At 56.4% G+C, this 26,075-nt stretch carries 21 protein-coding genes and 1 riboswitch; of the genes, 6 read left to right on the top strand and 15 right to left on the bottom strand.

Features of this window, described 5'->3' with window-relative positions:
• Positions 1-3: 3 nt before the first annotated feature.
• On the bottom strand, positions 4-3,051 hold the full coding sequence (gene fdnG, locus LK04_RS18520) for a formate dehydrogenase-N subunit alpha (protein WP_081998051.1): 3,048 nt from the start codon (positions 3,049-3,051) through the stop codon (positions 4-6).
• A gap of 183 nt (positions 3,052-3,234) precedes the next feature.
• Here fdnG and fdhD point away from each other — a divergent pair, with 183 nt between their 5' ends.
• Entirely contained in the window at positions 3,235-4,020 is a 786-nt protein-coding gene (gene fdhD / locus LK04_RS18510) for a formate dehydrogenase accessory sulfurtransferase FdhD (protein WP_418903654.1), read from the top strand.
• Positions 4,021-4,175: 155 nt separating this feature from the next.
• On the opposite strand, the gene LK04_RS20595 is transcribed toward fdhD, so the two are convergent.
• Together LK04_RS20595 and LK04_RS18495 are read right to left on the bottom strand one after the other, a co-directional pair.
• A protein-coding gene (locus LK04_RS20595; RefSeq protein WP_102136021.1) for an IS3 family transposase occupies positions 4,176-5,548 on the bottom strand; the annotation gives its coding sequence in 2 pieces (ribosomal slippage) (positions 4,176-5,047 and positions 5,047-5,548; 1,374 coding nt in all).
• A 496-nt stretch (positions 5,549-6,044) separates the two neighbouring features.
• Positions 6,045-6,821, bottom strand: coding sequence for a DeoR/GlpR family DNA-binding transcription regulator (locus LK04_RS18495; RefSeq protein ID WP_039335051.1), 777 nt, complete (start codon positions 6,819-6,821; stop codon positions 6,045-6,047).
• 172 nt (positions 6,822-6,993) lie between these two features.
• Here LK04_RS18495 and LK04_RS18490 point away from each other — a divergent pair, with 172 nt between their 5' ends.
• The 3 genes from LK04_RS18490 to LK04_RS18480 all read left to right on the top strand — a co-directional run bounded on the left by LK04_RS18490 (position 6,994) and on the right by LK04_RS18480 (position 10,283).
• Positions 6,994-8,334, top strand: a complete 1,341-nt coding sequence (locus LK04_RS18490; protein WP_039335048.1) for an aspartate aminotransferase family protein — start codon at positions 6,994-6,996, stop codon at positions 8,332-8,334.
• 183 nt (positions 8,335-8,517) lie between these two features.
• Positions 8,518-9,135, top strand: a complete 618-nt coding sequence (gene sodA / locus LK04_RS18485) for a superoxide dismutase [Mn] (protein WP_039335045.1) — start codon at positions 8,518-8,520, stop codon at positions 9,133-9,135.
• 182 nt (positions 9,136-9,317) lie between these two features.
• Positions 9,318-10,283, top strand: coding sequence for a VirK/YbjX family protein (locus LK04_RS18480; protein WP_039335042.1), 966 nt, complete (start codon positions 9,318-9,320; stop codon positions 10,281-10,283).
• A 7-nt stretch (positions 10,284-10,290) separates the two neighbouring features.
• Here the strand turns inward: LK04_RS18480 and LK04_RS18475 are convergent, their stop codons facing one another.
• The 12 genes from LK04_RS18475 to LK04_RS18420 form a co-directional block, all read right to left on the bottom strand.
• A complete protein-coding gene (locus tag LK04_RS18475; protein WP_039335039.1) occupies positions 10,291-10,653 on the bottom strand; it encodes a YibL family ribosome-associated protein in 363 nt (120 codons plus the stop codon).
• 77 nt (positions 10,654-10,730) lie between these two features.
• Positions 10,731-11,276, bottom strand: a complete 546-nt coding sequence (gene mtlR, locus LK04_RS18470) for a mannitol operon repressor MtlR (protein ID WP_197063363.1) — start codon at positions 11,274-11,276, stop codon at positions 10,731-10,733.
• Between the two features lie 65 nt (positions 11,277-11,341).
• The gene (gene mtlD, locus LK04_RS18465; protein ID WP_039335031.1) at positions 11,342-12,490 is read right to left on the bottom strand and encodes a mannitol-1-phosphate 5-dehydrogenase; all 1,149 of its coding nucleotides are present in this window, start codon (positions 12,488-12,490) and stop codon (positions 11,342-11,344) included.
• A gap of 92 nt (positions 12,491-12,582) precedes the next feature.
• Positions 12,583-14,508, bottom strand: a complete 1,926-nt coding sequence (locus tag LK04_RS18460; protein ID WP_039335028.1) for a PTS mannitol transporter subunit IICBA — start codon at positions 14,506-14,508, stop codon at positions 12,583-12,585.
• A 480-nt stretch (positions 14,509-14,988) separates the two neighbouring features.
• Positions 14,989-15,702, bottom strand: a complete 714-nt coding sequence (locus LK04_RS18455) for a DUF3053 domain-containing protein (RefSeq protein ID WP_039335026.1) — start codon at positions 15,700-15,702, stop codon at positions 14,989-14,991.
• 159 nt (positions 15,703-15,861) lie between these two features.
• Positions 15,862-17,460: a gamma-glutamyltransferase family protein gene (locus tag LK04_RS18450; protein WP_039335024.1), complete on the bottom strand. Its 1,599-nt coding sequence runs from the start codon at positions 17,458-17,460 to the stop codon at positions 15,862-15,864.
• Positions 17,461-17,469: 9 nt separating this feature from the next.
• Positions 17,470-18,351: an ABC transporter permease gene (locus LK04_RS18445; RefSeq protein WP_039335022.1), complete on the bottom strand. Its 882-nt coding sequence runs from the start codon at positions 18,349-18,351 to the stop codon at positions 17,470-17,472.
• Between the two features lie 2 nt (positions 18,352-18,353).
• Positions 18,354-19,295, bottom strand: coding sequence for an ABC transporter permease (locus LK04_RS18440; protein WP_039335021.1), 942 nt, complete (start codon positions 19,293-19,295; stop codon positions 18,354-18,356).
• A 17-nt stretch (positions 19,296-19,312) separates the two neighbouring features.
• Positions 19,313-20,830 carry an ABC transporter substrate-binding protein gene (locus tag LK04_RS18435; RefSeq protein ID WP_052206195.1) on the bottom strand — a complete coding sequence of 506 codons (1,518 nt, stop codon included), beginning with the start codon at positions 20,828-20,830 and terminating at the stop codon, positions 19,313-19,315.
• 18 nt (positions 20,831-20,848) lie between these two features.
• Positions 20,849-21,910 carry an ABC transporter ATP-binding protein gene (locus tag LK04_RS18430; RefSeq protein ID WP_039335020.1) on the bottom strand — a complete coding sequence of 354 codons (1,062 nt, stop codon included), beginning with the start codon at positions 21,908-21,910 and terminating at the stop codon, positions 20,849-20,851.
• Positions 21,907-22,902: an ABC transporter ATP-binding protein gene (locus LK04_RS18425; protein WP_039335019.1), complete on the bottom strand. Its 996-nt coding sequence runs from the start codon at positions 22,900-22,902 to the stop codon at positions 21,907-21,909. The genes LK04_RS18430 and LK04_RS18425 overlap by 4 nt, the downstream gene beginning before the upstream one ends.
• A complete protein-coding gene (locus tag LK04_RS18420; protein WP_039335018.1) occupies positions 22,899-23,621 on the bottom strand; it encodes a FadR/GntR family transcriptional regulator in 723 nt (240 codons plus the stop codon). The genes LK04_RS18425 and LK04_RS18420 overlap by 4 nt, the downstream gene beginning before the upstream one ends.
• Before the next feature lie 406 nt (positions 23,622-24,027).
• A riboswitch (guanidine-I (ykkC/yxkD leader) is annotated at positions 24,028-24,122 on the top strand.
• 63 nt (positions 24,123-24,185) lie between these two features.
• On the opposite strand from LK04_RS18420, the gene LK04_RS18415 reads away from it, so the two are divergent.
• The gene (locus LK04_RS18415) at positions 24,186-25,244 is read left to right on the top strand and encodes a putative urea ABC transporter substrate-binding protein (RefSeq protein ID WP_039335017.1); all 1,059 of its coding nucleotides are present in this window, start codon (positions 24,186-24,188) and stop codon (positions 25,242-25,244) included.
• Positions 25,245-25,258: 14 nt separating this feature from the next.
• On the top strand, positions 25,259-26,071 hold the full coding sequence (locus LK04_RS18410) for an ABC transporter permease (protein ID WP_039335016.1): 813 nt from the start codon (positions 25,259-25,261) through the stop codon (positions 26,069-26,071).
• The last annotated feature ends 4 nt before the right edge of the window (positions 26,072-26,075 follow it).

Raw genomic sequence — 26,075 nt, 5'->3', positions numbered from 1 at the left:
CTCCTACACCTTCTCAACGTTAACCAGGAACGCCTTAAACTCAGGCGTTTGCGTGTTGGCATCACCGACAAACGGCGTCAGGGTATTGGCGATAAAGCCTTTTTTCGCCACACCCTGATAGCCCCAGTGAATCGGAATGCCAATGGTATCGATCACTTTGCCATCGACATTCAGCGGACGGAGACGTTTCGTCACCACCGCCTTGGCTTTGATATAGCCGCGATTGGAACTCACTTTCACCGTATCGCCCTGCACGATGCCGAGTTTGTTCGCCAGCTTCTCGCCAATCTCCACGAACTGCTCCGGCTGCGCGATGGCATTGAGCAGTGCGTGTTTGGTCCAGTAGTGGAAATGCTCGGTGAGACGATAGGTGGTGCCGACATACGGGAACTGCTCGGCTTGACCCATCGCCGCCAGATCGTCCTTGAACACGCGCGCGGCCGGGTTCGAGATGACGTTCGGGTGTAACGGGTTGGTGCCCAGCGGCGTTTCAAACGGCTCGTAGTGTTCCGGGAACGGACCTTCGGCCATTTTGTCGAGTGCAAACAGGCGGCCCATGCCCTCCGGCTGCATGATAAACGGCCCGACGTTGCTGCCCGGTGCGGCGGCGCTGTAGTCCGGAATATCCATGCCGCCCCATTTGCTGCCATCCCACTTGAGGATTTGCCGTTTCGGGTCCCACGGATTGCCCTGCGGATCGGCAGACGCGCGGTTGTAGAGGATGCGGCGGTTGAGCGGCCAAGCCCAGCTCCAGTTCAGCGTGTTACCCAGCCCGCTCGGGTCGGTGTTGTCGCGCCGCGCCATCTGGTTGCCGTCTGGCGTCCAGCTGCCCGCGAAGATCCAGCAACCGCTGCTGGTGCTGCCGTCATCTTTCAACTGCGCAAAGCTGCTGAGCTGCTGGCCTTTTTTCACCAGCACTGTGCCTTTGTCATCCAACACGTCTGCCAGCGCCTTGCCGTTGCTCTCCATCGCCACTTCTTCCGATGCCGGGTTATCCGGCGTCTGGTAGTGCCACGTCATGTTCAGCACCTGTTCCGGCAGCGCACCGCCTTCGCGCGCGTACATTTCACGCAGACGCAGGTAGATGCCGGAAAGGATTTCACCGTCATTCAACGCTTCACCCGGCGCATCCTGGCCTTTGAAGTGCCACTGCAGCCAGCGCCCGGAGTTGACGATAGAGCCATTCTCCTCCGCGAAGCAGGTTGATGGTAAACGGAACACCTCGGTCTGAATCTTCGCCGGATCGACATCGTTAAACTCGCCGTGGTTTTGCCAGAAGGTCGAGGTTTCGGTGTTGAGCGGGTCGATGGTGACCAGGAACTTCAGCTTCGACAGGGAATCGATCACTTTGCGTTTATTGGGGAACGATGCCACCGGGTTAAAGCCCTGGCACAAGTAGCCGTTCACCTTGCCTTGCGACATCATCTCGAAGTACTGCAGGACGTCGTAACCCTTATCCCACTTGGGCAGCCAGTCAAAGCCCCAGCTGTTCTCGGCCTGGGCTTTGTCGCCGAAGAAGGCTTTCATCATGCTGACGAAGAATTTCGGGTAGTTCCCCCAGTAGTTCACCTGACCCGGCAGCGTCGGTTTCGGGGTGTTTGCCGCGAGATAGGTTTGCAGATCGGTCTGTTTCTCCGAGGGCAGCGTCATATAACCCGGCAAGCTTTGCGACAGCAGGCCGAGATCGGTGAGACCCTGAATATTGGAGTGACCGCGCAGGGCATTGACCCCGCCACCCGCCATGCCCATGTTACCGAGCAGCAGCTGGATCATCGCCATGGTGCGGATGTTCTGCGCGCCCACCGAGTGCTGCGTCCAGCCCAGCGCATACAGGAATGAGGTGGTACGGTCGCGTGCGCTGGTCTCGCCGATCAGTTCACAGACGTGCAGGAAGTCATTCTTAGGCGTGCCACAAATGCGCTCAACCATCTCCGGCGTGTAGCGGCTGACGTGTTGCTTCAGCAGGTTCCATACACAGCGTGGATGTTGCAGGCTGTCGTCGCGTTTGGCAAAGCCGTCGTCACCCAGTTCATAGTTCCAGCTGGTTTTGTCGTATTTCCGGTTGGCTTCGTCGTAACCGCTGAACAGGCCATCCTCAAAATGATAATCCTCACGCACGATCAGGCTGGCGTTGGTGTACGCCTGCACATACTCATGCTGGATTTTGTCATTTTGTATCAGCCACAGCAGGACGCCCGACAGGAAGGTGATGTCGGTACCGGAACGAATCGGCGTGTAAAAGTCTGCCACCGATGCCGTGCGCGTGAAGCGTGGATCGATAACAATTAATTTCGCTTTGTTGTGAATCTTGGCTTCCATCGCCCAGCGGAACCCAACGGGATGCGCTTCAGCGGCGTTACCGCCCATCACTACGATCAGGTTGGCATTACGGATGTCGACCCAGTGGTTGGTCATCGCACCGCGACCAAATGTTGGAGCAAGACTTGCTACCGTTGGTCCGTGTCAGACGCGTGCCTGGTTGTCGACCGCTAACATGCCGAGCGATCGGGTAAATTTCTGGGTTAAGTAGCCGGTTTCATTACTGGAAGCGGACGCACACAGCATGCCTGAAGAGAGCCAGCGGTTAACGGTGACGCCCGCCGCGTTCTGCGCGATAAAGTTGGCATCGCGGTCTGCTTTCAGCAGTTTGGCGATACGGTCAAAGGCGTCATCCCAGCTGATGCGCTGCCACTTGTCCGAACCAGGCGCACGATATTCAGGGAAGTGCAGGCGGCTGTCACTGTGAACAAAATCGAGCAGGCCTGCGCCTTTCGGGCACAATGCGCCACGGCTTACCGGATGATCCGGGTCCCCTTCGATGTGGAAAATGGTCTCTTTGGCGTTTTTCGCGCCGTCACCGAGGCTGTACATTAATAAGCCACAGCCCACTGAGCAGTAAGTGCAGGTGTTACGAGTTTCGCGGGCACGCAGCAGTTTGTACTGTCGCGTTTCCGCCAGCGCTACTTCGGGTGTGAAGCCGAGCAGTGCTGCCGTTGTCCCTGCCATACCGCCAGCGCAAATCTTGAAGAAGCTTCTTCGGCTGACGTTCATGGAATATCCTTTCGACATGGCTACACATTTTTATTTTTTCTGAGCGTTGGATCGAGGCTGACAATGACCCAACTAACAGTGAGAGAATAGCAGCGAAATAATACCACTGCATTTATGTGGTTGTTGCACGAGGCGAGCAAAGTGAAAGCAAAAGCACAAGAAAGTCACCAGAGTGTGAGTGAGATCAAAGGCGCCGTGCAGGCATCGGTGCGACAACGACGCGATATTGCCTGCGTCGAAACCGACTGGCTGGCAGAAGAGGTGCCGATCGCGCTGGTGTACAACGGCATTTCTCATGTGGTGATGATGGCAACGCCCAATGATTTGGAGGCGTTTGCGCTGGGTTTCTCGCTGTCCGAGGGAATTATTGATAAGCCCGAAGAGATTTTCGGTATGGATGTGGTGCCGGGCTGCAACGGCATCGAAGTGCAGATTGAGCTTTCAAGCCGCCGTTTTATGGCGCTGAAAGAGCAGCGCCGCGCGATGGCGGGGCGCACTGGCTGCGGCGTATGCGGTGTGGAGCAACTCGATCAGATTGGCAAACCGCTGCAACCGTTGCCGTTTACCCAAACCTTTGATTTAGCCAGTCTGGATATCGGTCTGGCGCAACTGCGTAACTACCAGCCGATTGGCAATCTCACCGGTTGCACACATGCCGCCGCGTGGATGTCGCCGCAGGGGGAATTGCAGGGTGGCTGTGAAGATGTTGGGCGTCACGTGGCGCTGGATAAACTGCTCGGCCATCGCAGCCAGCAGCCATGGCAGCAGGGCGCGGTGCTGGTCTCCAGCCGCGCCAGCTATGAGATGGTGCAGAAGTCGGCAATGTGTGGCGTGGAGATTTTATTTGCGGTTTCTGCTGCCACTCAGCTGGCGGTTGAGGTTGCCGAAAGATGCAATTTGACGCTGGTGGGGTTCAGCAAGCCGGGACGCGCCACGGTTTATAGCCATCCGCAGCGTTTGCTGCCCTGATGGTCGCCATTTATGGCTAGTTAAACGACTGACGATAACGCCGTCTGGGGCCGCACCGGGGCTGGCGGTCCTCGCGCCGCTACGCGGTACCTTCACTTCACTCGTCTGCCTTAACGGACCGGTGCCGATGAACTGAACCCCTTAACCTGGACTCTTTAAGTCAGCTTAATTTGATTATGAGTCCGGTACTCCACCGGACTCAGTCCGCCCAGTCCCATCTTTATCCGCTTGTCGTTCCAGAAGTCTATGTACTCACCGATCGCAGCACTCAGTTCGCTCACACTTCGGAACGTCTTCAGATAAAACATCTCTGTTTTAAGATGCCCAAAGAAGTTCTCTATCATCGCATTGTCCAGACAGTTGCCTTTCCTGGACATACTTTGCTGTATTCCTCTCTCTGCGAGTTGACGCCGGTAATATGGCCGCTGGTAATGCCACCCCTGATCACTGTGCAACAACACGCGGCTCAGGCTACTCAGGTGACTGAACGCCTTTTTCAGCATGCCATCTATCAATGATGCCGTTGCCTTCTGTGAGCCTTCCCAGGCCACGATTTCATCGTTGTACAGGTCCATTATGGCTGACAGGTAATATTTATCCTCTCCCACTCGGAACTCCGTCACGTCTGTTACCCATTTCTCTTCAGGCGCTGAAGCAACGAAGTTTCTTTGTAGCAGGTTAGCCACTGTCGGATTCACGCCTCCCCGGTAGGAACAATATTTCTTCCGCCTTACCGGACACTCCAGCGACAGAGCTTTCATCAGCTTAAGGATAGTTTTACCACTGTGACTGTAGCCACATTGTCTGAGAAGCTCGTTAAGCCGCCGGTAGCCATACAGGCTTCTGTGTTCACTGAACAACCGGAGCATCAGCACCTTAACCTCAGCATATTTATCCGGTATCTGAAGGCGAGCCAGATGATAAAAGAAGGTGCTCCGGGCCAGTTGAGCCGCTTTCAGCAGCACCGACAGGCGATGTTGCGTACGCAACAGGTTTACCGCCGCTGCTTTTTCAGCGACTCCAGCCGCTTTTTTTCAAGGAGTATCCCCTGCAGCGTCTTCAGATAGTCATTTTCCGCCCGGAGATATTCGAGCTCCTTCAGCAGTTCTTCAGGCATTTTATCATCTGCTTTACGAGGCTTGTCTGGATTAACTGGCATAGATACGCTCCGCTCCGGTTGTGTCGGACAAAAGGCACTGTACCCCTTTAGTCTGAACCGTTTGAGCCAGTTATCAACAGTGGTATGGGAAGCAATACCAAATCGGGCCGCGAGCCTTGCCGATGTCTCAGGATGGTTGATGGCATAGGTGACAACCTCTCGTTTGAACTCCGGTGAATACATCTGAGAGCGGGAGCGGGAACGGGGACGCAGTGCCTCCTCACCGTGGTGAAGATAAAGCTGTATCCAGCGGATAGCATGCGTCCTCGAAACCCCGAAATGTTGTGCTGTCCCGCCCTGACCGGCATGACCGTCGAGAAAGTAACGCACGACCTTTAACTTGAATTGAGTGGAATATTTGGGCTTCATGATTTATCCCCATTATGTCGTTTTACAGTCCAACATTATGGGTTCAGTCCACGATGGAACATCCATGTTCCAGCGCCACCTTTCGCCCGCGTCCTGCGGGCTCTCCTGGCATTCTCGCTCAGCTCAGCGCTGCGGAATGCCTGCCCCGGTGCGGCCCCAGCCAGCTCATGAGCTTCAGTGCGACTTGTCAAAAAGGGCACACAGTCTGAAGCTCTGACGCCTCTGCTGCACCCTCAGGGCTATCCGCAGCGCTGAGACTTTTACGTTGGGCCAGGAGACCCACGCGGGGAGGCGTGGGGCAGTTCGCGGCCGACCATGGATGGTCATCCGCGAACGGTCCGTCCGGCACGACGTGGAAGTCGAAGGTACCGCTTTAGCGGTGCGAGGACGGCCCAGAGGGGGCAGTAGTGGCGGCAGAGCCCGCACTGAAAAGACAGGCCACTCATTCATCAGCGGCCTGAGTTCTTAACTGACGAGCATCACGCCGCAAATGGCGTTAAACCACCTGCACGTCCGGCAGCGCTTTTTGTAATGCTGCCAGTGCGCCTGCTTTTGTCGGGCCGCCATCGCAGATCAGCAGATCCACCTCATTGATGGGCGCGTACACCGTCCGGCTTATCACACCGAGTTTGCTGTGGTCGGCTAATAGGATAGTGCGACTGGCCTGCTGCACCATGGCGCGGGCAATGGCAGCTTCGTGCGGATGAAAACTGCTGGCCCCGTTTTTGGCATCAATACCCACCGGCGAAAGCAGCGCCACATCGGCGCGATAGCGGTAAATCTCACCCACTGTCATCTCACCACGCGTCTGCTGTGCGCCCGCCATCATCATACCGCCGAGCAAAATCACCTGATTATTCAACGTCTCATGCTCTTCAGCAGCGCTCAACGCCAGGGCGGCTTGCAAACTGTTGGTGATAATCGTCAGGCCTGACATGGTGCGCAGCGCTTCTGCCAGCATGGTGGTGGTGGTGCCTGCGTCGAGAAACAGCGTCTGGCCCGGCTGTAAATGCTGTGCAGCCGCCACGGCGATAGCGCGCTTCTCTTTTGCCTGCGCATTGCGGCGCACCTGTAACGGTGGTTCCGGCTGGCTGTCCATCGCCACCAACCCCCCGTGTACGCGGCGGGCTAACCCTTGCGCTTCCAGTTCAATAATGTCGCGCCGTGCCGTTTCCCGCGAAATGCCCAATTCTTTAATAATGCGTTCCGTACTGACCTGATGTTGCGTGGTCAGAAGGGCGCGAATGCGGTGTAAGCGGGTTTCCTGCAGCATGACATTTCCCTGTAGCCTAATGATCTGAGCCTAAGCTTACCTGAGTGTCATCACGGCGTCATGTGTATTTGGTTGTATTTGTGTATTTAGTTGCATTTCTCAGTAAAGCAGGCATGATGTCTGCAAACGGTTATTCATCATGCACCCCTTCACCTTCGCAACGGGAGTTACCATGGCTACACGTTCCACCATCATGGACACCAACAGTTTTCGTGCTGAGCACGCCGACGGTCTGGATGCGGCAACCCGCAAGCTGACAGACAAGCGCAGCAAAGTGTTGGGCGAGTCATATCGCCTGTTCTATCGTAAGCCGGTGCATCTGGTGCGCGGTGAAGGCCAGTATCTGTGGGATGCCGCAGGTAACAAATACCTCGACGTCTACAACAACGTGGCGAGCATTGGGCACTGCCATCCGGCGGTGATTGAAGCCGTCAATCAGCAGATGAAAATGCTGAACACCCACACGCGCTATCTGCATGAGCGTATTCTGGATTACACCGATGAGCTGCTGGCCACCACACCGGATGCCATCGACCGCGCCATGTATATGTGTACCGGTTCTGAAGCGAATGATCTGGCGATTCGTATCGCGCGTGCTTTCAGTGGCGGTACTGGGATTATCGTGTCGCAGGAAGCCTACCATGGCACCAGCGACCTCACCTCAGGCGTCTCTCCTGCGTTGGGCAGCGGCCAACCACTGGCGGCAACCACGCGCTTAGTGTCACCGCCGGATGCTTACCGCGTAAATGCACCGGATCTGGGGGCATGGTTTGCCAATGAAATTCAGAAGCAAATCGACGACATGAAGGCCCACGGCATTAAATTTGCGGGCTTCCTCGCCGACTCCATCTTCTCATCCGATGGTGTGCTGCCGAATCCAGCGGGCTTCCTGCAGAAAGCGGTGGATGTGGTACATGCCAACGGCGGTATCTTCATTGCTGATGAAGTGCAGCCCGGCTTTGGTCGTACCGGTGATGCGTTCTGGGGCTTCGCCCGTCACGGCGTGGTGCCGGATGTGGTGACCACTGGCAAACCGATGGGCAACGGCATTCCGGTTTCTGGACTGCTGGCGAAGAGTGATGTGCTGGCGGCGTTCAGTGACGACATCCCTTACTTCAATACCTTTGGCGGTAACCCGGTGGCGATGGCCGCCGCGCAGGCGGTGCTCACCGTGATTAAAGAAGAAGGTTTGCAGGAGCATAGCCGCGTGGTGGGTGCCAAACTGTTGACCGAATTGCAGAAGTTGATGGATCGCCATGACAGCATCGGGGATGTGCGTGGTGCGGGCTTGTTTATCGGCTTCGAGTTGGTACAGGACCGCGAGAGCAAAACCCCAGATAAAGCGCTGGCGCTGGATCTTACCGAGAAGCTGCGCGATCACCACGTGCTGACCTCGGTGGCAGGGCCATACGGTAACGTGCTGAAGCTGCGTCCACCGTTGGCGTTCCAGGAAGCGGATATCGACTGGCTGGTCGGTGCGTTGGACAAATCTCTGACCGAATTAGGCCGTTAATCACTCCCCATAAGAAGGTGTGTAGCGGTCTGTGCGCACCTTTTTCCAGAATCATCAAATCCTTATCATTTCTAAGGCATTGATAACCCTTTTCCAGATCATGATTTTAACTATAATGATCCGACTGCTTACGCGGCACACTGCGAAGGTGATGCTGCAAAACATTAAATGGAGAGGAAGAACATGAGTTATTCACTGCCATCCCTGCCTTACGCATACGATGCACTGGAACCGCACTTCGACAAGCAGACGATGGAAATCCATCACTCTAAACACCACCAGGCTTACGTTAACAACGCCAATGCAGCGCTGGAAGGGACCGAATTCGCTAACCTGCCGGTTGAAGAACTGATCGCTAAACTGGATCAGCTGCCAGTAGATAAAAAAGGCCCACTGCGCAACAACGCGGGCGGCCACGCTAACCACAGCTTCTTCTGGAAAGGCCTGAAGCTGGGCACCTCGCTGCAGGGCGAACTGAAAGCGGCTATCGAAAAAGATTTCGGCAGCGTTGAAGCTTTCCAGGCTGAGTTTGAGAAAGCCGCTACCACCCGTTTCGGTTCAGGCTGGGCGTGGCTGGTGAAAAAGGGCGACAAACTGGCTGTGGTTTCAACCGCTAACCAGGACAGCCCACTGATGGGTGAAGCCATCTCTGGCGCATCAGGTACTCCAATCATCGGTCTGGATGTGTGGGAACACGCTTACTACCTGAAGTATCAGAACAAACGTCCTGACTACATCAAAGCGTTCTGGAACGTAGTGAACTGGGACGAAGCGGCTGCACGTTTCGCTGCTGCTAAGTAATTCTGCCATCGTGCTCAACCGGTGAACCTGTTTCACCGGTTTCTTCCTTACGAAATCTAAACACTTCTTCAACCACTCCGATATTTCCCTCACTGATAATTCCCTTGTGGTCGTTATTAACGCGTCGTTGATAATTTGGGGCATACAGTAGCCGCAGTCGATCTCGCGAAGCTAAAATAACTATGTCTACTATCACAACCTCTGTGACGGATAATCATTCGTCGACCGCGCTGTTTTTGCCGTTAATCAGTGGCAAAGTCACACCGGATAAATTATGGAACAGTAAAATGTTCCGCTTTAAATATGCGTTACGCTCTCTGGTATTCCCAATTACCACCTTTAATTATCTCAACGAACTGGCGCAGCTGCCGTTTCTGCCACAGCTATTGTGTATGCAGGGTTTACTGCCTGCCAAACCGCATCGCCCTTATCTGTGTGCCGGTTTCAGTGTGGCACAGCGCGCACAAGCATTGCTGGACCATTACCAGTTGATGAATAAGCTGGATAATGCCAGCCTGCGTCAACTGATGTTAAGCCCGGCAAAAAACGTGATTGCTGCCTTTACAGGAAAAAATGATGAGGCGTTTGTTATTCACTGCTGTCCGGGACATTTTGATCGTGAAGGTGAAATAACCCTGACGCTGCATTATCAAAACATGAATATTGCTTCACTCTCGTTTTCCATCATTCAGGAAAAAAACACGCGAACATTATTGATTGGTGGATTACAGGGGCCGCGGAAACACATTTCTAACGATGTCATCCGTGATGCGACAAAAGCCGCGCAGGGTGTCTTCCCGAAACGTTTACTGATGGAAGCGGTGTTTATTTTAGCGCAGCAGTGCGGCGTACAAGCTATCACGGCGGTGGGGGATACCACTCATGTGTTCCGCAGTTTGCGCTATCGTCACAGCAAGGGCGACAAATTCTTTGCCAGCTACAGCGAGTTTTGGCGCTCACTGGGCGGGGAAATGCGTCAGGATGAAATGTTTACGCTGCCACTGCGTATGGAGCGGAAGGATCTTGAAGAGATTGCCAGCAAGAAACGCGCCGAGTATCGCCGCCGTTACGCCATGCTGGATACGCTCAATGAGCAAGTGCTGCTGGCCGCGGGCGGCGTAGAACGCGACGTGTCACACGCCGCGTAATCACCTATCAGAACGGCTGCTTCGCGTAGCCGGTCATCACTTTCAGCCCCATCTCACGCCCCAGCGCGGTCATCGGGTGCACCACCACCAGGCCGCGCACGCTTTTCTTTAATGCGCCCATGTTAGCCTGTTCTTTCTTGGTGATTTCACGGCTGAAGCCCAGCTTCTGCAACTGCTGCGCTTCTTTGCTCAGTTTTTCATCACGCACATTACGCAGACGCTCAATTTCCTGCACCAGCGTCTCTTTCTCTTTCAACAGCTCGCCGAGCTTTTCGGCATCGCCCGCTTCCAGCAGCTGCGGTTCTTTGCGATTCAACGCGTCTAACTGGTCACTGAGGCGTTTGATCTCGGCTTTTTCTTGTTCTTTCATCAGGGGGAAACTCGTTAAGGAAAACAGGCAAAGGATACATCAAATTGGGGTGAATTTGCAGCAAAGCGGGGATTTGCCTAAACCGCAGGTTTCTTAAACGCCTGCTTATGCGATATGCGGGAAATCAGCTCCGTCAACGACAGCACCATGGTGGAACGCACCATCTGCAAATAGCGTTGCTGCTGCATACTGCGCAGTGCATCGTCTTCACGGGTGAAGTCGGGCTGCGGTGGCCAGGCCACGACGCAATGCAGTTCGCCAAACGGACCCAGAATTTCATCGTCGGTGAAGCGGTAATCGCTGGTGTCGTGATTCAACTCCTCACGCAGCGCCAGCAACAGTTCACAATCTTCATATTCGTGGCGATTGATCACGCCCAGGCCGTAGATTAGCTTCAGGCGCACGGAGAGTTCCCCCAGCGGGCCATCACCCAGCAGCAAGGGTTCCACCGCATACTTAACGGCATAATCGTCTTTGCGAAACACCTGCAAGACCAGCAGGTTCACCGCTTCGGCGAGTAACTCAACGGCGGCGATCAGGAAGCTTCTCACCGATCGACCGGCGTTCAGGCGCTCTAGCACCCGGTTTTCAAAAGCTTGCTTCTCTTCCATTATTGCCTGCATCGTTCAGATACCGCCGACGGGCACGGTTGGCCACCGTGCCCGAATGAGCTATTAAAGGGCGCGCATTATGCCATAGCGTTGTAAGCACTCACCACAGAGGTGACCACTTCGCTATTGGCGTCCAGTCCAGAGATCTCCGCCAGCGTGGCCTGTGGGCCTTTCTCTGCCAGCAGCGCAGCGAGTTCCTGCGCCTGGGGATCGGCTTCGCTGCGATAATGCATGGCGGCGGCAATGCCCTGCACCAGACTGGCGTGCGGCAAGCTGTACTCCAGCGTGCCCAGCGTTGGCTTGATCAGACGGTCACCGGCGCTCAGCTTACGCAGCGGCTGGCGGCCAACACGCTCAACATCGTCTTTCAGGTACGGGTTTTCAAAGCGGGTGAGGATTTTCTGGATATAGGCCGCGTGCTTATCGGCGTCAAAACCGTAACGCTTGATCAGCACCGCGCCGCTTTCCTGCATCGCACCCTGAACCACGGCACGCACTTTCTCATCGAGAATCGCATCACGAATGGTGGCGTGGCCGGCCAACTGACCAAGATAAGCGGTAATGGCATGGCCGGTGTTCAGGGTGAACAGCTTGCGTTCCACAAACGCCATCAGGTTATCGGTGAGTTCCATGCCCGGAATGTTCGGCAGTGCACCTTTGAACTGGGTTTTGTCAACGATCCACTCGCTAAAGGTTTCCACGGTGACTTCCAGCGGATCGTTGCTGCCGGCTTCAGATGGCGGCACGATGCGGTCCACAGCGGAGTCGACGAAGCCGACGTTAGCTTCTACCCACGCGTGATACTGCTCTGGCAATGCTTTCAACACGTGCTGTTTCAGCTGGCTGGTGCCGCGCACCATGTTTTCACACGCGATGATGTTCAGCGGACGGACATTACCGTTATCGCTGCGTTTGGCCAGCCCCTTCGCGACACCACCTGCGATGCGCTCCAGAATCTGCGGACCAACCGCCGTGGTAACGATATCAACCTCAGCAATCAGCGTCACGATATCGTCGCTAGTGCTATTAACGGCGCTGACGCCGGTCACCATTTCAACTTTTGCCTGCTCGCCAACCACATGAACCGGATACTCATGACGGGCGTTAAGGGCATCAAGAACCACCTGATTGACATCCGCGAACACCAGTTCAATACCGGCATCAGCCAGTAACTTACCGATGAAACCGCGGCCGATGTTACCTGCTCCAAAATGTAACGCTTTCATAAATTTGACCCATATCAAATGACGAAAGGGCGGGCAAATCCGCCCCGGAAATGTGGGACGGGCTTGCCCGCCCCAGGGAGTTAAAACGTGGTTTACGCTTTAGGCGACAACAACGCCAGCACTTCTTCAACGCTGGTGGTGTTCGCCAGCTTCTCAATCACGCTGTCATCATCCAGCGCGTTGGTCAGGCTGGTAATCACCTGGATGTGTTCGTTGTTGCGTGCCGCGATACCGATCACCAGGCGCGCAACGTCATCCGCTTCTTCACCAAACAGCACACCGGCGGGATACTGGCAGAACACGATACCGGTTTTCAGCACGCGATCTTTGGCTTCCACGGTACCGTGCGGTACGGCGATAGACTCACCCAGGTAAGTCGGGGTCAGCTTCTCACGCTCCAGCATCGCTTCGACGTATTCCGGCTGGACGTAACCGCCTTTCACCAACTGCTCACCGGCAAAGCGAATCGCCTGCTCTTTGTTGCTGGCGGTCAGGCCGAGGAACACGTTGTTTGCACCGAGTTTGAACAGATTGGCACTGCCGTCGTCATAGCTGTCTGCCAGCGTGGTCTGCACCGTCTCACGATGTGCTTCGCTGCGGTTGGCGGCCACCAGACGCTCGGTCAGGTTGCTGTACAGCGCGCTGTCGAGGAAGTTGTTCAGCGAAATATGCTGCGCTTGCGGCGCCTGGCGCATCGCACGTTCGGTCAGATCGCGGTGGGTGATCACCAGGTCAACATCCCCCGGCAGCGAGTTGATCGCGCTGTTGGTCACCGAAATATTGCTCAGACCGGCATCCTGCACTTTCTTACGCAGCACACCTGCACCCATGGCGCTGGAACCCATACCGGCATCACAAGCGACGATGATTTTACGCACGTGGCTGACGTCAACGCTGTTGGCATCGGCAATCACTGGCGAACCCGCAACGGTCTGGCCTTTTGACTGCGCTTTCATATCACGCATGCGCTGGGTCGCGGCTTCGATATCGTCATCTTCTTTCACTTTGCTGGTTTTCAGCAGGATAGAAGAGACCACGAAGGAGACAGCAAACGCGGCGATGATGGCAGCGATGTTAGCGAAGTAAGCCCCTTTTGGTGTCATCGCCAGCACAGCCAGGATTGAACCTGGAGAAGCAGGAGACACCAGGCCGCCGTTCAGCACGGTCAGGGTGAACACACCGGTCATACCACCGAGGATAACTGCAAGCAGCAGACGCGGTGCCATCAGCACATACGGGAAGTAAATTTCGTGGATACCACCGAGGAAGTGGATGATCGCCGCACCGCCTGCAGACTGTTTGGCGCTACCGCGACCAAAAATCATGTAAGCAACCAGCACGCCCATACCCGGGCCTGGGTTAGCTTCAATCAGGAAGAAGATAGATTTACCGGCTTCGCTCGCCTGCTGGATGCCCAGAGGAGAGAAGATGCCGTGGTTGATGGCGTTGTTGAGGAACAGGATTTTCGCTGGCTCAACAAAGATCGAGGTCAATGGCAGCAGGTTGTTCTGCACCATCAGGTTTACGCCCGCCGCAAGGATGTGCGACAAACCTTCTACCAACGGACCGATGCCGATGAACGCCAGCAGCGCCAACAGCATACCGATGATACCGGCTGAGAAGTTGTTAACCAGCATCTCGAAGCCGCTTTTGATCTTACCATCAACCATACGGTCAAAGGTTTTGATCGCCCAGCCGCCCAGTGGACCGGCAATCATCGCGCCGAGGAACATCGGCATATCTGCACCGACAATCACGCCCATGGTGGTGATAGCACCGACCACGCCGCCGCGATCGCCGCCCACCAGACGTCCACCGGTGAAACCGATCAACAGTGGCAGCAGGTAAGTGATCATTGGGCCGACGAGTTTCGCCAGCGTTGCGTTAGGAATCCATCCGGTTGGGATGAACAGTGCTGTGATGATACCCCAGGCGATAAACGCACCGATGTTTGGCATCACCATGTTACTCAGAAAGCGACCAAAGCTCTGGACCTTGACCTTCGCTGATGAGGACATAAACCCACCCCTTATTGAGACGCGCTGCAATAAGAGCGCGGTTGTTTTTGTTAAGACTTTTATTGAGCCATTCCGGCGCGGGCCGTGGCATCACTGTATGCACGCGGACTCTAGCACTAGTTTATTACGCTGCGTAGCATTCGGGATAAGTGTGATGCAGATCACGCAATATTGGGGTGGTTGGGGTGCTATAAGGTGACGTAGATCACACTATTGAGGTGTAAGAAAAGTACGGTGGCGAAATATTAAGCAAAACAAGGTGATAAATGTGACTTAAGTCACCTTTGCAAGGATGAGGTTTGTCTCGTAAATGTGATTTGGATCACAAACATTTTTTGGTCGAAAATGCGCCAGATCACACTCTGTCTACGCAGAAAAGTCAGTTGTAAGGAAGTGACGAAAAATCTGAAAAGAAGGACGGAGGGATAACGACTGTAGGGGCGACCGTCTGGCCGCCCGGCATCAGGTTACATCGCGCGGTTACAAACCACCCTGCACGGCATTTTGCGCTTGGGTCAGTGCTTGTGCATTGCTGGAGAGGTTGCTCATTAGCGTGTTGTACTGCGTGGCTTGATCCTGAGTTGGGAACTGCACGCCGCCGTCGTTAAAGCTCACGCGAGTGCCCTGTGATTGCAGATAGTCACCGGTTTGCACCGCCGCCTGGCTCAATGCCTGCAGCTGAGGCAGCAGGGGAATCAGGGTACTGGCAGGCTGCGTCACCACTTTGGCATACACGTTGTCATACACTTTTTTCAGATCGTCGGGCTGCTTTAGCGTGGCTTTGCTGCTGTCGGCCTGCATTTTGGCGCTTTGAATCTGTTGCGACAGCACACTCAGGTTGCCGCTCGCCTGGCGCAGAGAATCACGGCGGGTCAGATAATCTTGCGGTACACGGATTGCCGCCAGCTCATCCACCACGGGACGCATGCCTTGTTCAACCGCCTGGTTGGCCTGCTGAGAGAAGCCATACAGGATGGCGTAGTCGCTGGCGTAGTTACCGAAGGTTTGCTTCTGGTTTTCGCTCAGGCTGGGCAGATGTTCACCGCTACGCATGGCGGTGTTCTGCAGGAAATCGGTGAAGGCTTTACGTTGATCGCCTTCTTTATCGCCACAGGCGGTAAGTTGCAGCACTACCAGTGCGCTGACCATAAGCATGCCGGTACGCATCCAGATGCGGGATAATCCTGACGCCATGTTGAACTCCTGTTATGGCTATATATACGATTCAGTGGGAATGGTCCTAAAGAATAGTGCAATGGCCTGGCGTGCACAACGGCTGGCGGTCGCCATAAATGGCGACCTCACAAAGTTGGATGCAATTTTTCGTAGGGTGCGCATTAATGCCCACCGATATTAAAACACCAGTGCCTGCCCATCTTTGCGGCTTTCGGTGGCGGCAATGTAGAAGCCTTGCGAATCGCGCACAATCGCCTGCGCACCGCCGAAATTGTAGCTTTGCAGCGGATCTTCCACCGTAATCTGGTGCCCCATCTCACGCAGCTTCGCCAGCACGTTACGATCAATCCCTGGTTCCACCACCACTGCGCGGCCTTGCTCGACACGCCAGCGTGGGGCATCAATCGCCGCCTGCGGGTTCTGTTTATGCTGCATGATGCGCAACGCCAGCTGCAAATGCCCCTGCGCCTGCATCGGTCCGCCCATCACGCCGAATGACATCAATGGCTGGCCTGCGGCATCCAGAGCAAATGCCGGGATAATGGTGTGGAAAGGGCGTTTCCCGCCTGCCACCACGTTGGGATGCTGTGGATCGAGTGAGAAGCCGCAGCCACGGTTTTGCAGGCTGATGCCGGTATCCGGTACCACAACACCAGAGCCAAAGCCCATATAGTTGGACTGGATGAACGACACCATCATACCGCTGGCATCGGCGGTTGAGAGGTAGACGGTGCCGCTTTGCTGCGGTGAACCGAAGGTAAAATCACCGGCCTGGTCAGGATTGATCAGTTGCGCACGCTGCTGCAAATAATGGTCGCTCAGTAACAGCTCTGCCGGGAATTCCAGATGATCGTAATCCGTGACGTAGCGATCCAGATCCACCAGTGCCAGCTTCATTGCCTCAATCGACAGGTGCAGCCACGGCACCGAATCAGGCTGATAACGGCCAATATCCCACTGCTCCAGAATACCCAATGCAATCAGCGTGGCGATGCCCTGACCATTCGGCGGCAGTTCCTGCACCGATCCACCGGCAAAGGGGCGTGACAGCAAATCGACCCAGTCAGCACGGTGGTTGTTGAGGTCGGCCATACTGAGCGCTGCGCCATGCTGCTCGGCAAAGGCCACGATTTTCTCCGCCAGTTCCCCGCGATAAAACGCTTCGCCGCGCGTTTCGGCGATTTTCTGCAACGTCGCAGCCTGCGCCGGGTTACGGAACAGTTCACCCGCGCGCGGGGGCTGGCCATCCGGTGCAAAGCACGCGGTAAAGCCCGGTTGGGCTTTCAGTTTGTTGTAACCGCGCTGCCACAAGTGGGCAATCAACGGCGAAACCGGGAAACCATCACGGGCATATTCGATGGCCGGTTGCGCCAGTGTGGTAAGCGGCAGGGTGGCGAAGCGCTCGGCCAGCGCAACCCAGGCGGAAACCGCACCGGGTACGGTCACTGCTTCCCAGCCGATTTCCGGCATGGTGCTGTGCCCGGCAAAGCGATCCGCACTCCAGGTGGCGGGGGAGCGACCGGAAGCATTCAAGCCGTGCAGCTGTTTGCCATCCCAGATAATCGCAAACGCATCGCTGCCAATGCCGTTGCCAGTGGGTTCCAGCACGGTGAGCGCCATGGCGGTGGCAATCGCGGCATCCACCGCATTGCCGCCTTGCTGCAACATGCGCATGCCTGCTTGTGCCGCCAACGGCTGTGAGGTTGCCACTGCATTGCGTCCCATCATCGGGGCACGGTGTGAGGCGTAGCTAACGTTGAAATCCAAATCACTCATAACGGTTCCTTAGTGTGAGTCATTGCGCGGATCAAGCGCATCGCGCAGTCCGTCACCCAATAGATTGAAGCCCTGCACGGTAAGAAAAATAGCCAGACCTGGGAAAATCGACATCCAGGGTGCCTGCTCCAGATAGCCTTTGGCGGTATTCAGCATCGCTCCCCAGGAAGGAGAAGGTGGCTGCTGACCCAGGCCGAGGAAGGACAAGCTGGCTTCGGTGATAATGGCGGAGGCAATTGCCAGGGTGGCCTGCACCAGAATCGGAGACATCACGTTGGGCAGCACATAGCGCAGGATGATCCAGCGATCCGGCAAGCCAATGGCACGTGCGCCGTCGATATACTCTTCATGGCGGATGGCGATCACCTGGCCTCGCGTCAGGCGGGCAAAAATCGGCATCGCCGACAGGCCAATCGCGATCATCGCATTCGAGAGGCTCGGTCCCAGGAAGGCACCCAAGGCGATGGCCAGAATCAAAAACGGGCAGGCCAGCAGGGCTTCGATAAAGCGCGAAATAATGCCGTCGCACCATCCTTGCCAGTAGCCGGCAATCAAGCCTAGCGGCACGCCAATCAAAATGGCGATCATCACCGAGATACAGCCCGCCAGCAGTGAGGTGCGGGCACCCCAAATCAGGCGTGACAGAATATCGCGGCCCAGTTCGTCAGTACCAAACCAGAAGAGTGCCGAAGGGGCTTTGCGCACCGCCAGGAAGTTAGCCTTGATCGGATCGGCGGGGGCCAGCCAGGGCGCCAGCAGCGCCACGGCGACAAACAGCACAACGATTACTGCACCTATCATGGCGCTTTTGTTGCGCAGAAATTTATTCAGTACCCGGCGCTTAGGGCGTGTGACTACGGGCACTGCGCCCGCTGTTAAAACCTCGCTCATGGCTAGCCTCGCATTTTCGGGTTGATTAACAGATAGAGCACATCCGCCAGCAGATTCAGCAGCAGAAAGCCGATCGCTACCACCAGCACCACGCCTTGCACCACGGCGTAATCACGGTTGAAGACCGCATCAACAATCATCTTGCCGAAACCAGGCAGGGTGAAAACCTGCTCAGTCAGCACCGCACCGCCCAGCAGTTCACCAAACAGCAGCGTGGTGAGTGTGACGATCGGCATTAACGCGTTGCGGAAGGCATGCTTCAACACCACTTTTGGTGCCAGCAACCCTTTGGCGCGTGCGGTGCGGATGTAATCGGCTTTCAGCACGCCGATCATTGAGGCGCGGGTATGCCGCATCAGCGTCGCCGCCAGGCCGGTGCCTAATACCAGCGCAGGCAGCAACAAGGTTTTCAGGTTCTGCACCACATCTTCGCTGATCGGCACAAACCCGGAGGCGGGCAACCATTGCAGATGCACGGAAAACAGCAGGATCAGCAGGATACCCAACCAAAAATGCGGCACCGAAATGCCGGATAGCGCGACAAAGTTGGTGGTGTGATCGACCCAACTGTCTTTACGCACCGCCGCGATGATGCCCATGCTGATGCCAATCGAAAGCGCAATGATCATCGCCAACAGCGACAGCTCCAGCGTCACCGGCAGTTTGCTGGCGATCAGTGCGGTGACGGGCTCTTTGGTGCGCAGTGACATGCCAAGATCGCCTTGCAGCGCACTCCCCACCCACGAGAAATACTGGGTAGAAATCGGATCATCAAGGTGATACTCGGCACGCAGCTGCGCAATCACCGCCGGATCGCGCTCTTCTCCGGCCATCGCCAGCACCGGATCGCCCGGCAGCAGTTTTTGCAAGGCGAACACCATAATGCTCACCAGCAGCAGCGTCGGAATGGCCAGCAGCAGGCGTTTAACAATCAGTTCCAGCATCATCGCTCCTCAGCGGTTTACTGCGCCAGGCTCACACCGGCCAGACGGACTAAACCATCCGGCCAGGCTTTAAAGCCCTGCAACTTTTTCGTCATGCCAAAAATACGCGGCTCAAAGTAGAGATAGGCGATAGGCATATCGGTTTGCAGTTGGTTCACCACCTTGCCGTAGAGCGCCTGGCGTTGTGCCTGGTCATTGGTGAGGCGGGCAGCGTTCAGCCACTCATCGACTTGCGTACTGCTGTAGCGCCCGTCATTCAGCGTGCCTTTACTGTTGATAAAGGAGTAGATGCTGCCATCCGGATCGGGACGACCTGACCAGCCTGACAAACTGAGCTGGTAATCGCCGCGCTGCTGGCGATCCAGTAAGGTGGCGAACTCGCTCATCTGTAAATTGAGGTTAAAGCCTGCCTCGCCCACCATCGCCTGAATCACCTGACCGACCTGCTGTGCTGTGGGGTTGTTGGTCACCATCAGTGTCAGATTCAGTGGTGTGGTGACGCCAGCGGCTTTCAACAGCGCCTTGGCTTTCTCCACGTCGCGTGCGGCGATAGGCTTGTTGACGTGATAAGGGCTTACCGGAGAAAACGCCTGATTAGCTGGTGTATACAGCCCTTCAAATGCCACCTGATTCAGGGCATCGCGATCGATCGCCAGCGAGAAGGCTTCACGCACGCGCGCATCTTTCAATGGGCTATTGGCATCGACTTTGCCGTTATTGATGTTGAAGGTAATGCCCTGATAACCGAGGCCCGTGACCTTGGCTAACGCCAGCTTGCTGTCAGCTTCAACGGTTTTCACATCGCTGGCGGCCACGCCTTCAGTGAGGTCGAGATCGCCTGCGCGCAGGTTAGCGAGACGCACTGAGGCATCTGGAATCGGCAGGAAGATCACTTTATCGAAGTGGTAGGCGTCTTTATTCCAGTAGTTGTTATAACGCTGCAGCACAATGCGGTCCTGCTGCACGCGGCTGACAAACTGATACGGGCCGGAGCAGACCGGATGCGTGGCGAAATCCGGTTTTTTCGCCGCTTCCGGGGCCAGCATGGCACCCGCGCGGTCGGTTAACTGGCTGAGTAGCGCCGCATCGGGTTTTTTCAGGTGGAATTTCACCTGCATTGGGCCGCTCACTTCGACGCTGTCAATCGAGGAGATTTCGCTTTTACGCAGCGATCCCGGTAGCGTTAACGCGCGCTCAATATTGAACTTCACCGCGTTGGCATCGAATTTTTCGCCATCCTGGAAGGTCACGCCACTGCGCAGGTTCATGGTCAGCGTTTTGCCCTCATCGCTCCATGCCCAGTCGGTTGCCAGTCCTGGCACCACCTTCAGATTTTCATCCACATCCGCCAGACGGTCACACATCGCGGCAAAGACAAAGCGACCGTAATAGGTGCGCGCCAGATGGGGATCGAGCATGTCCGGATCGGCCCCCAGACCAATGCGAATAACGCTTTCAGCCTGGCTGTGGGCACTGGCACCGAGCAGTAACAAGCCGCTTAAGGCGGTGAATAACGTATGACGAGCTTTGTTCACAGGCGAATCTCCAGAGGGTTAAGCTTGTTGTTTGACGGCCTGCTCAAACAGCGCGCGGCGTCGTAAAAAGGCAGCGGAAGGCGGTGCGATGGTGATGACGCTGCGATCGCGGTTAATCTCCTGCCAGCGATGACAGGCAATCTGGCGTCCACCGCTCAATACCTGATTGATCGGTTCAAACTGACGGCAATCCGAGGTGGCCCAAGGGCAGCGGGTGTGAAAGCGGCAGCCGGACGGTGGATTGGCCGGATTAGGCAGATCGCCCTGCAGCATCGGAATCTGACGGCTGGCCCCCGGCTGCATCTGCGGGGCAGAGGCGATCAGTGCCTGGGTGTAAGGGTGCAGCGGGGCATCAAAAATCTCGTCCACGCTGGCGACTTCCACGATCTGCCCGAGGTACATCACCGCCACGCGATCGCTCATATGGCGGATCACCGCCAGACCGTGGGCGACGATGATCATGGTCAGGCCGAACTGCTGTTTCAGGCTCTCCAACAGGTTTACTACCTGTGCCTGCACAGAAACGTCCAGCGCCGAAACCGGCTCATCGCCCAGCAGCAGTTTGGGCTGAGAGGCAAGCGCACGGGCAATGCCGATACGCTGACGCTGACCGCCGGAGAACTCGTGCGGATAGCGCTCAGCCCAGGCGGCGGGTAAACCCACGGTGCGCAGCAACTCGGCCACGCGCGCGTGACGATCTTCGCGGCTCAGCTTTTCATGCAGCCACAGCGGTTCGCCGACAATCTGTTGCACCGTCATACGCGGATTCAGTGAGGCGAAAGGGTCCTGAAAGATGATTTGTAGCTCGCGGCGCAGTTGGTTCAGGCGCGCACCGCTGGCATCGGTAATGCTTTCGCCCTGGTACAACACTTCGCCCGCACTGGCTGCCAGCAGGCGCAACAGCAAGCGGCCCAGCGTCGATTTACCGGAGCCGGATTCACCGACAATCGCCAACGTTTCGCCCGGCATCACCTGTAACGACACGCGGTCCACCGCCGTGACGCCACGGTTGCGTTGAAACAGGCGGGTGGGCCCAGCGAAGGTTTTGCTTAAATCACGGCACTCTAAAATCGGGTTCATGCGATCTCTCCCAGCGCAACGTACTGTTCCAGCGGTGCGCGGAAACACGCCACCTGATGATCGGGGGCCAGCGCCCGCAGCGCCGGGCGATTGTGCTGGCAGCGCGTTTCGGCAAACGGGCAGCGGTTGGCGAATCGGCAACCTGCCGGCATGTTTTCCGGCAGCGGCACCTGACCGGGAATGGTCGCCAGCGCGCCGCTGCGGCCGCTCAGGCTGGGAATCGATCCCATCAGGCCAATGGTGTAAGGGTGCTGGGGGTCGTTGAAAATTTCCTCTACGCTGCCGCTTTCCACCACCTGTCCGGCGTACATCACCGCCACACGCTGGGCGACTTCGGCGACCACGCCCAGGTCATGGGTGATCATCAGCACGGCGGTGCCGGTTTCCTGCTTCAGGGTATTCAGCAGCGCCAGAATCTGCGCCTGAATGGTGACGTCCAGCGCGGTGGTCGGTTCGTCGGCAATCAGCAGTTTCGGCTGGTTAATCAGCGCCATGGCGATCATCACGCGTTGACGCATGCCGCCAGAGAGCTGGTGCGGATAGGCTTTGAGGCGCATCTCCGGTGCGGGTATCTGCACTTTTTGCAGGATGCTGAGAGCGGCTTCCCATGCGGTGCGGCGGTTGACGTTACGGTGGCGCATTACCGCTTCACTGAGCTGGTCGCCGAGGGTAAAGGCGGGATTGAGCGAGGTCATCGGCTCCTGGAAAATCATCGCCAGCTGATTGCCTCGCAAATCGGCATAGTCGCTGGCGCTGAGATTCCGCAGGTCGCGCCCATCAAAGGTCATCTCGCCTTGCATAATCTCGGCGCTGTTGGGCTGTAGTCCCATTAAGGTTAATGAGGTGATGCTCTTGCCGCAGCCGGATTCACCGACCAGCGCCAGGGTTTCCCCGGCATGCAGCGTCAGGGAAATATCATCCAGCACCGTGACGGGAGAACCGCGAAATTTGACGCGCAGATTGCGTACCGCTAAAACCGGGTGACCGCTCATGGCGACTCCTCTTGGTGAGAGTAGAGCGCTTCCAGCAGCGCCTGTTGTAGTGCCAGCAAATGCTCACGCATCGCGGCGGCGGCTTCGTGCGGCTGGCGCTGCGCAATGTGATTGACCAGGCGCTGATGATGGCTGTCGTAGGTATCGAGACGGGCCGGAGTGCGTGCCTGCACGCGCAAATGTTGCCAGCCGGGGTCGCGGCGCACGGCATCCAACGCATCAAACAGACCCAGCATCAGGCGGTTACCGGCCGCTTCCGCAATGGCGCGATGAAAGGCGCTGTCCCACAGTTCATGCTGATCGCCATCTTCAGGCGCAGTGATACCGTGCATACGCTCCAGCAGGCGCTGCATCAGGGCAATTTGCTCTTTGCTGGCGCGCAGGGCGGCAAGTCTTGCCAGCCCTGGCTCCAGCTGTAAACGCGCTTCCATCACTTCCAGCAGATTGGATTGCTGTGGCAGATCGTGCAGCGCCAGAGGTTGAACCGGGGCCGCTGGGCCCACAAAGGTGCCTTTGCCCTGTTTACGCCAGATGCGTCCTTCTTCTTCCAGCACATCCAGCGCGCGGCGGATTTCGCGACGACCGACATTAAAGCGTTCCGCCAATTCACGTTCCGTCGGCAGGGCGCGATCCGGTTGCTGCTCGTGTTGCTGGATCAGTTGACGCAATTGCTCCAGGGCAGAACTGGAGTTTCGGGCGCTCTCTGACGAATGATTCATGATTGGTTCGCCTGTTTAAACATCAGAAAAAGATCGGTATTCCGGCTTATCCAGCAGTTTTATTGATGAAACGCTGAGCAATGGGCTTTCTCAGCTTAGGCAAGAAGTGAACCAATGTTGAATTGGTTCGGCTGTGGCGGTGCGATGAAAGGAATAACCCTTTGAACAGTCAGTAAAAGTTTTTTCAGTGCCAGTCAAAAATTGCGAGCTGTATCAAATTCAGGTTTACGCAGCTTGCGACATGTTGGTGCGCAGCTGCTGCATGGCTGTGCAGTGATCGGTCATCATCCGGCGGTGAATTTAATAATTCTTCTTTTTTTCAATGAGATAAATATTGGCACTTTTTTTGAATGTCATTAATCAGATGCAGGAGCGATAGCGGGCAACCGACGTCGCCAGACAATTTGCAATGGGTCACTAGGGTTCCGATCGAAAGATGCTGGTCCGAGAGTGACCGACCGTCCTCTGACGGTTACACGGCGGGATAAAAGCCCGGGAGGAAAGCGAGATCGTTGCTCGCCGCCTCCTGCTTTATTTCAGCCCGTTAACGTCAGAGGAATCCTCATGATCAAAGCCTGCCTTCGCCTGCTGTTGCTTTGCACTGCCGTGCTGTTCAGCGTCAACACGCTGGCCGCCGATAAACCCTCCTTCAAGATTTGCTGGTCCATTTACGCAGGATGGATGCCATGGGACTTTGCCCAACAAAGCGGCATCGTTAAAAAATGGGCCGATAAATACGGCATTGATATCCAGTTTGTTCAGGTTAACGACTACATCGAATCGGTGAACCAGTACACCGCCGGTGGTTTTGACGGCTGCACCATGACCAACATGGATGCGCTGACCATTCCGGCCACCGGTGGCGTGGACAGCACCGCGCTGATAGTCGGCGACTACTCCAACGGCAATGACGGCATCCTGTTGAAAGGCAAAGGCAATATCGCCTCGCTTAAAGGCAAGCCGATCAATCTGGTGGAACTCTCGGTGTCCCACTATCTGCTGGCGCGTGCGCTGGAGAAATCCGGCATGAGCGAGAAGGATGTCAAAGTGGTTAATACCGCTGATGCCGATCTGGTGGCCGCGTTTGGCACTCAGGATGTGCACTCCATCGTGACCTGGAACCCGCTGCTGGCCGAAGCGGAAAAGCAGCCGGACAGTCACTTAGTCTTCTCCTCTGCTCAGATCCCGGGCGAAATCCTCGATTTGCTGGTGGTGAACACCGCAACCCTGAAAAAGTACCCGCAGCTTGGCAAAGCGCTGACCGGTGCCTGGTATGAAACGTTGAAAACCATGTCGGGCCAGAGCGAAAGCGCGAAAGCAGCACGCACGCAAATGGCGCAGGCATCAGGCACCGATCTGGCGGGATTTGATCAGCAACTGGCGGCAACACACCTGTTCAGCGATGCCAAAACCACCCTCGATTTTGTCGATAGCCCGCAGCTTAAAGCCACCATGCAACTGGTCGCCGAGTTCTCCTTCAAACACGGCTTGCTAGGTGAAGGCGCACCGAGTGCCGATGTGGTGGGGGTAGAAACGCCAGCCGGTAACTGGGGGGATGCCAATAACCTGAAACTGCGCTTCACCGATGAATACACCAAACTGGCGGCCGCTGGGCAGCTGTAAGCGAGGCGAAGCCGATGCGTAAATTGATCAACTACCAACCGCTGCCGCTCGGCCGCCTGCTGCTTGGCATCTTGCCACTGCTGGCGCTGCTACTGGTCTATCTGTTCGCGTCGGATGCGCGTCTTAGCCTGAACGCCGCAGACAAACTGTTGCCGGGATTTAATGCCATGGGCGAGGCCATCAGCCGTATGGCGTTTGAACCCAGCCCGCGCACCGGTGAATACCTGCTGTGGACCGATACTGCCGCCAGTCTGATGCGCCTGCTCAGTGGCGTAGTGATCAGCGCCCTGCTGGCGCTGGCGCTGGGCCTGTTCACCGGGGCATTACCGGTGGTGCGTGCGGTGCTGGCACCGCTGGTGACGGTAGTGGCGCTGGTGCCACCGCTGGCGATTCTGCCGATTCTGTTTATCTGTTTCGGCTTAGGTGAAGTGTCAAAGGTGGTGCTGATTGTCATTGGCATCACCCCGCTGATTGCGCGTGATTTGCAGCTACAGGTGCAGAAAATTCCGCGTGAACAGCTGGTGAAAGCGCAGACGCTGGGCGGCCACAGTGCCCAGGTGTTGTGGCGCGTGATCCTGCCGCAACTGATGCCGCGCCTGTTTGATGCGGTGCGCCTGTCGCTGGCATCCGCCTGGCTGTTCCTGATCGCCGCAGAAGCCATTGCGGCCACCGAAGGGCTGGGCTATCGCATCTTCCTGATGCGTCGCTATCTGGCGATGGATGTGATCCTGCCTTACGTAGCATGGATTGCCCTACTGGCCTTTATGCTCGACCTGCTGCTGCGGCTAATTAGCCGTCGTTGCTGGCCGTGGTATCACGCGAAATAACCAA

Origin of the sequence: Pantoea vagans (genome assembly GCF_001506165.1) — a bacterium.
GTDB lineage: Bacteria > Pseudomonadota > Gammaproteobacteria > Enterobacterales > Enterobacteriaceae > Pantoea > Pantoea vagans_C.
Note: the sequence above shows the minus strand (reverse complement) of the source record. Positions and strands in the feature narration are given on the sequence as shown.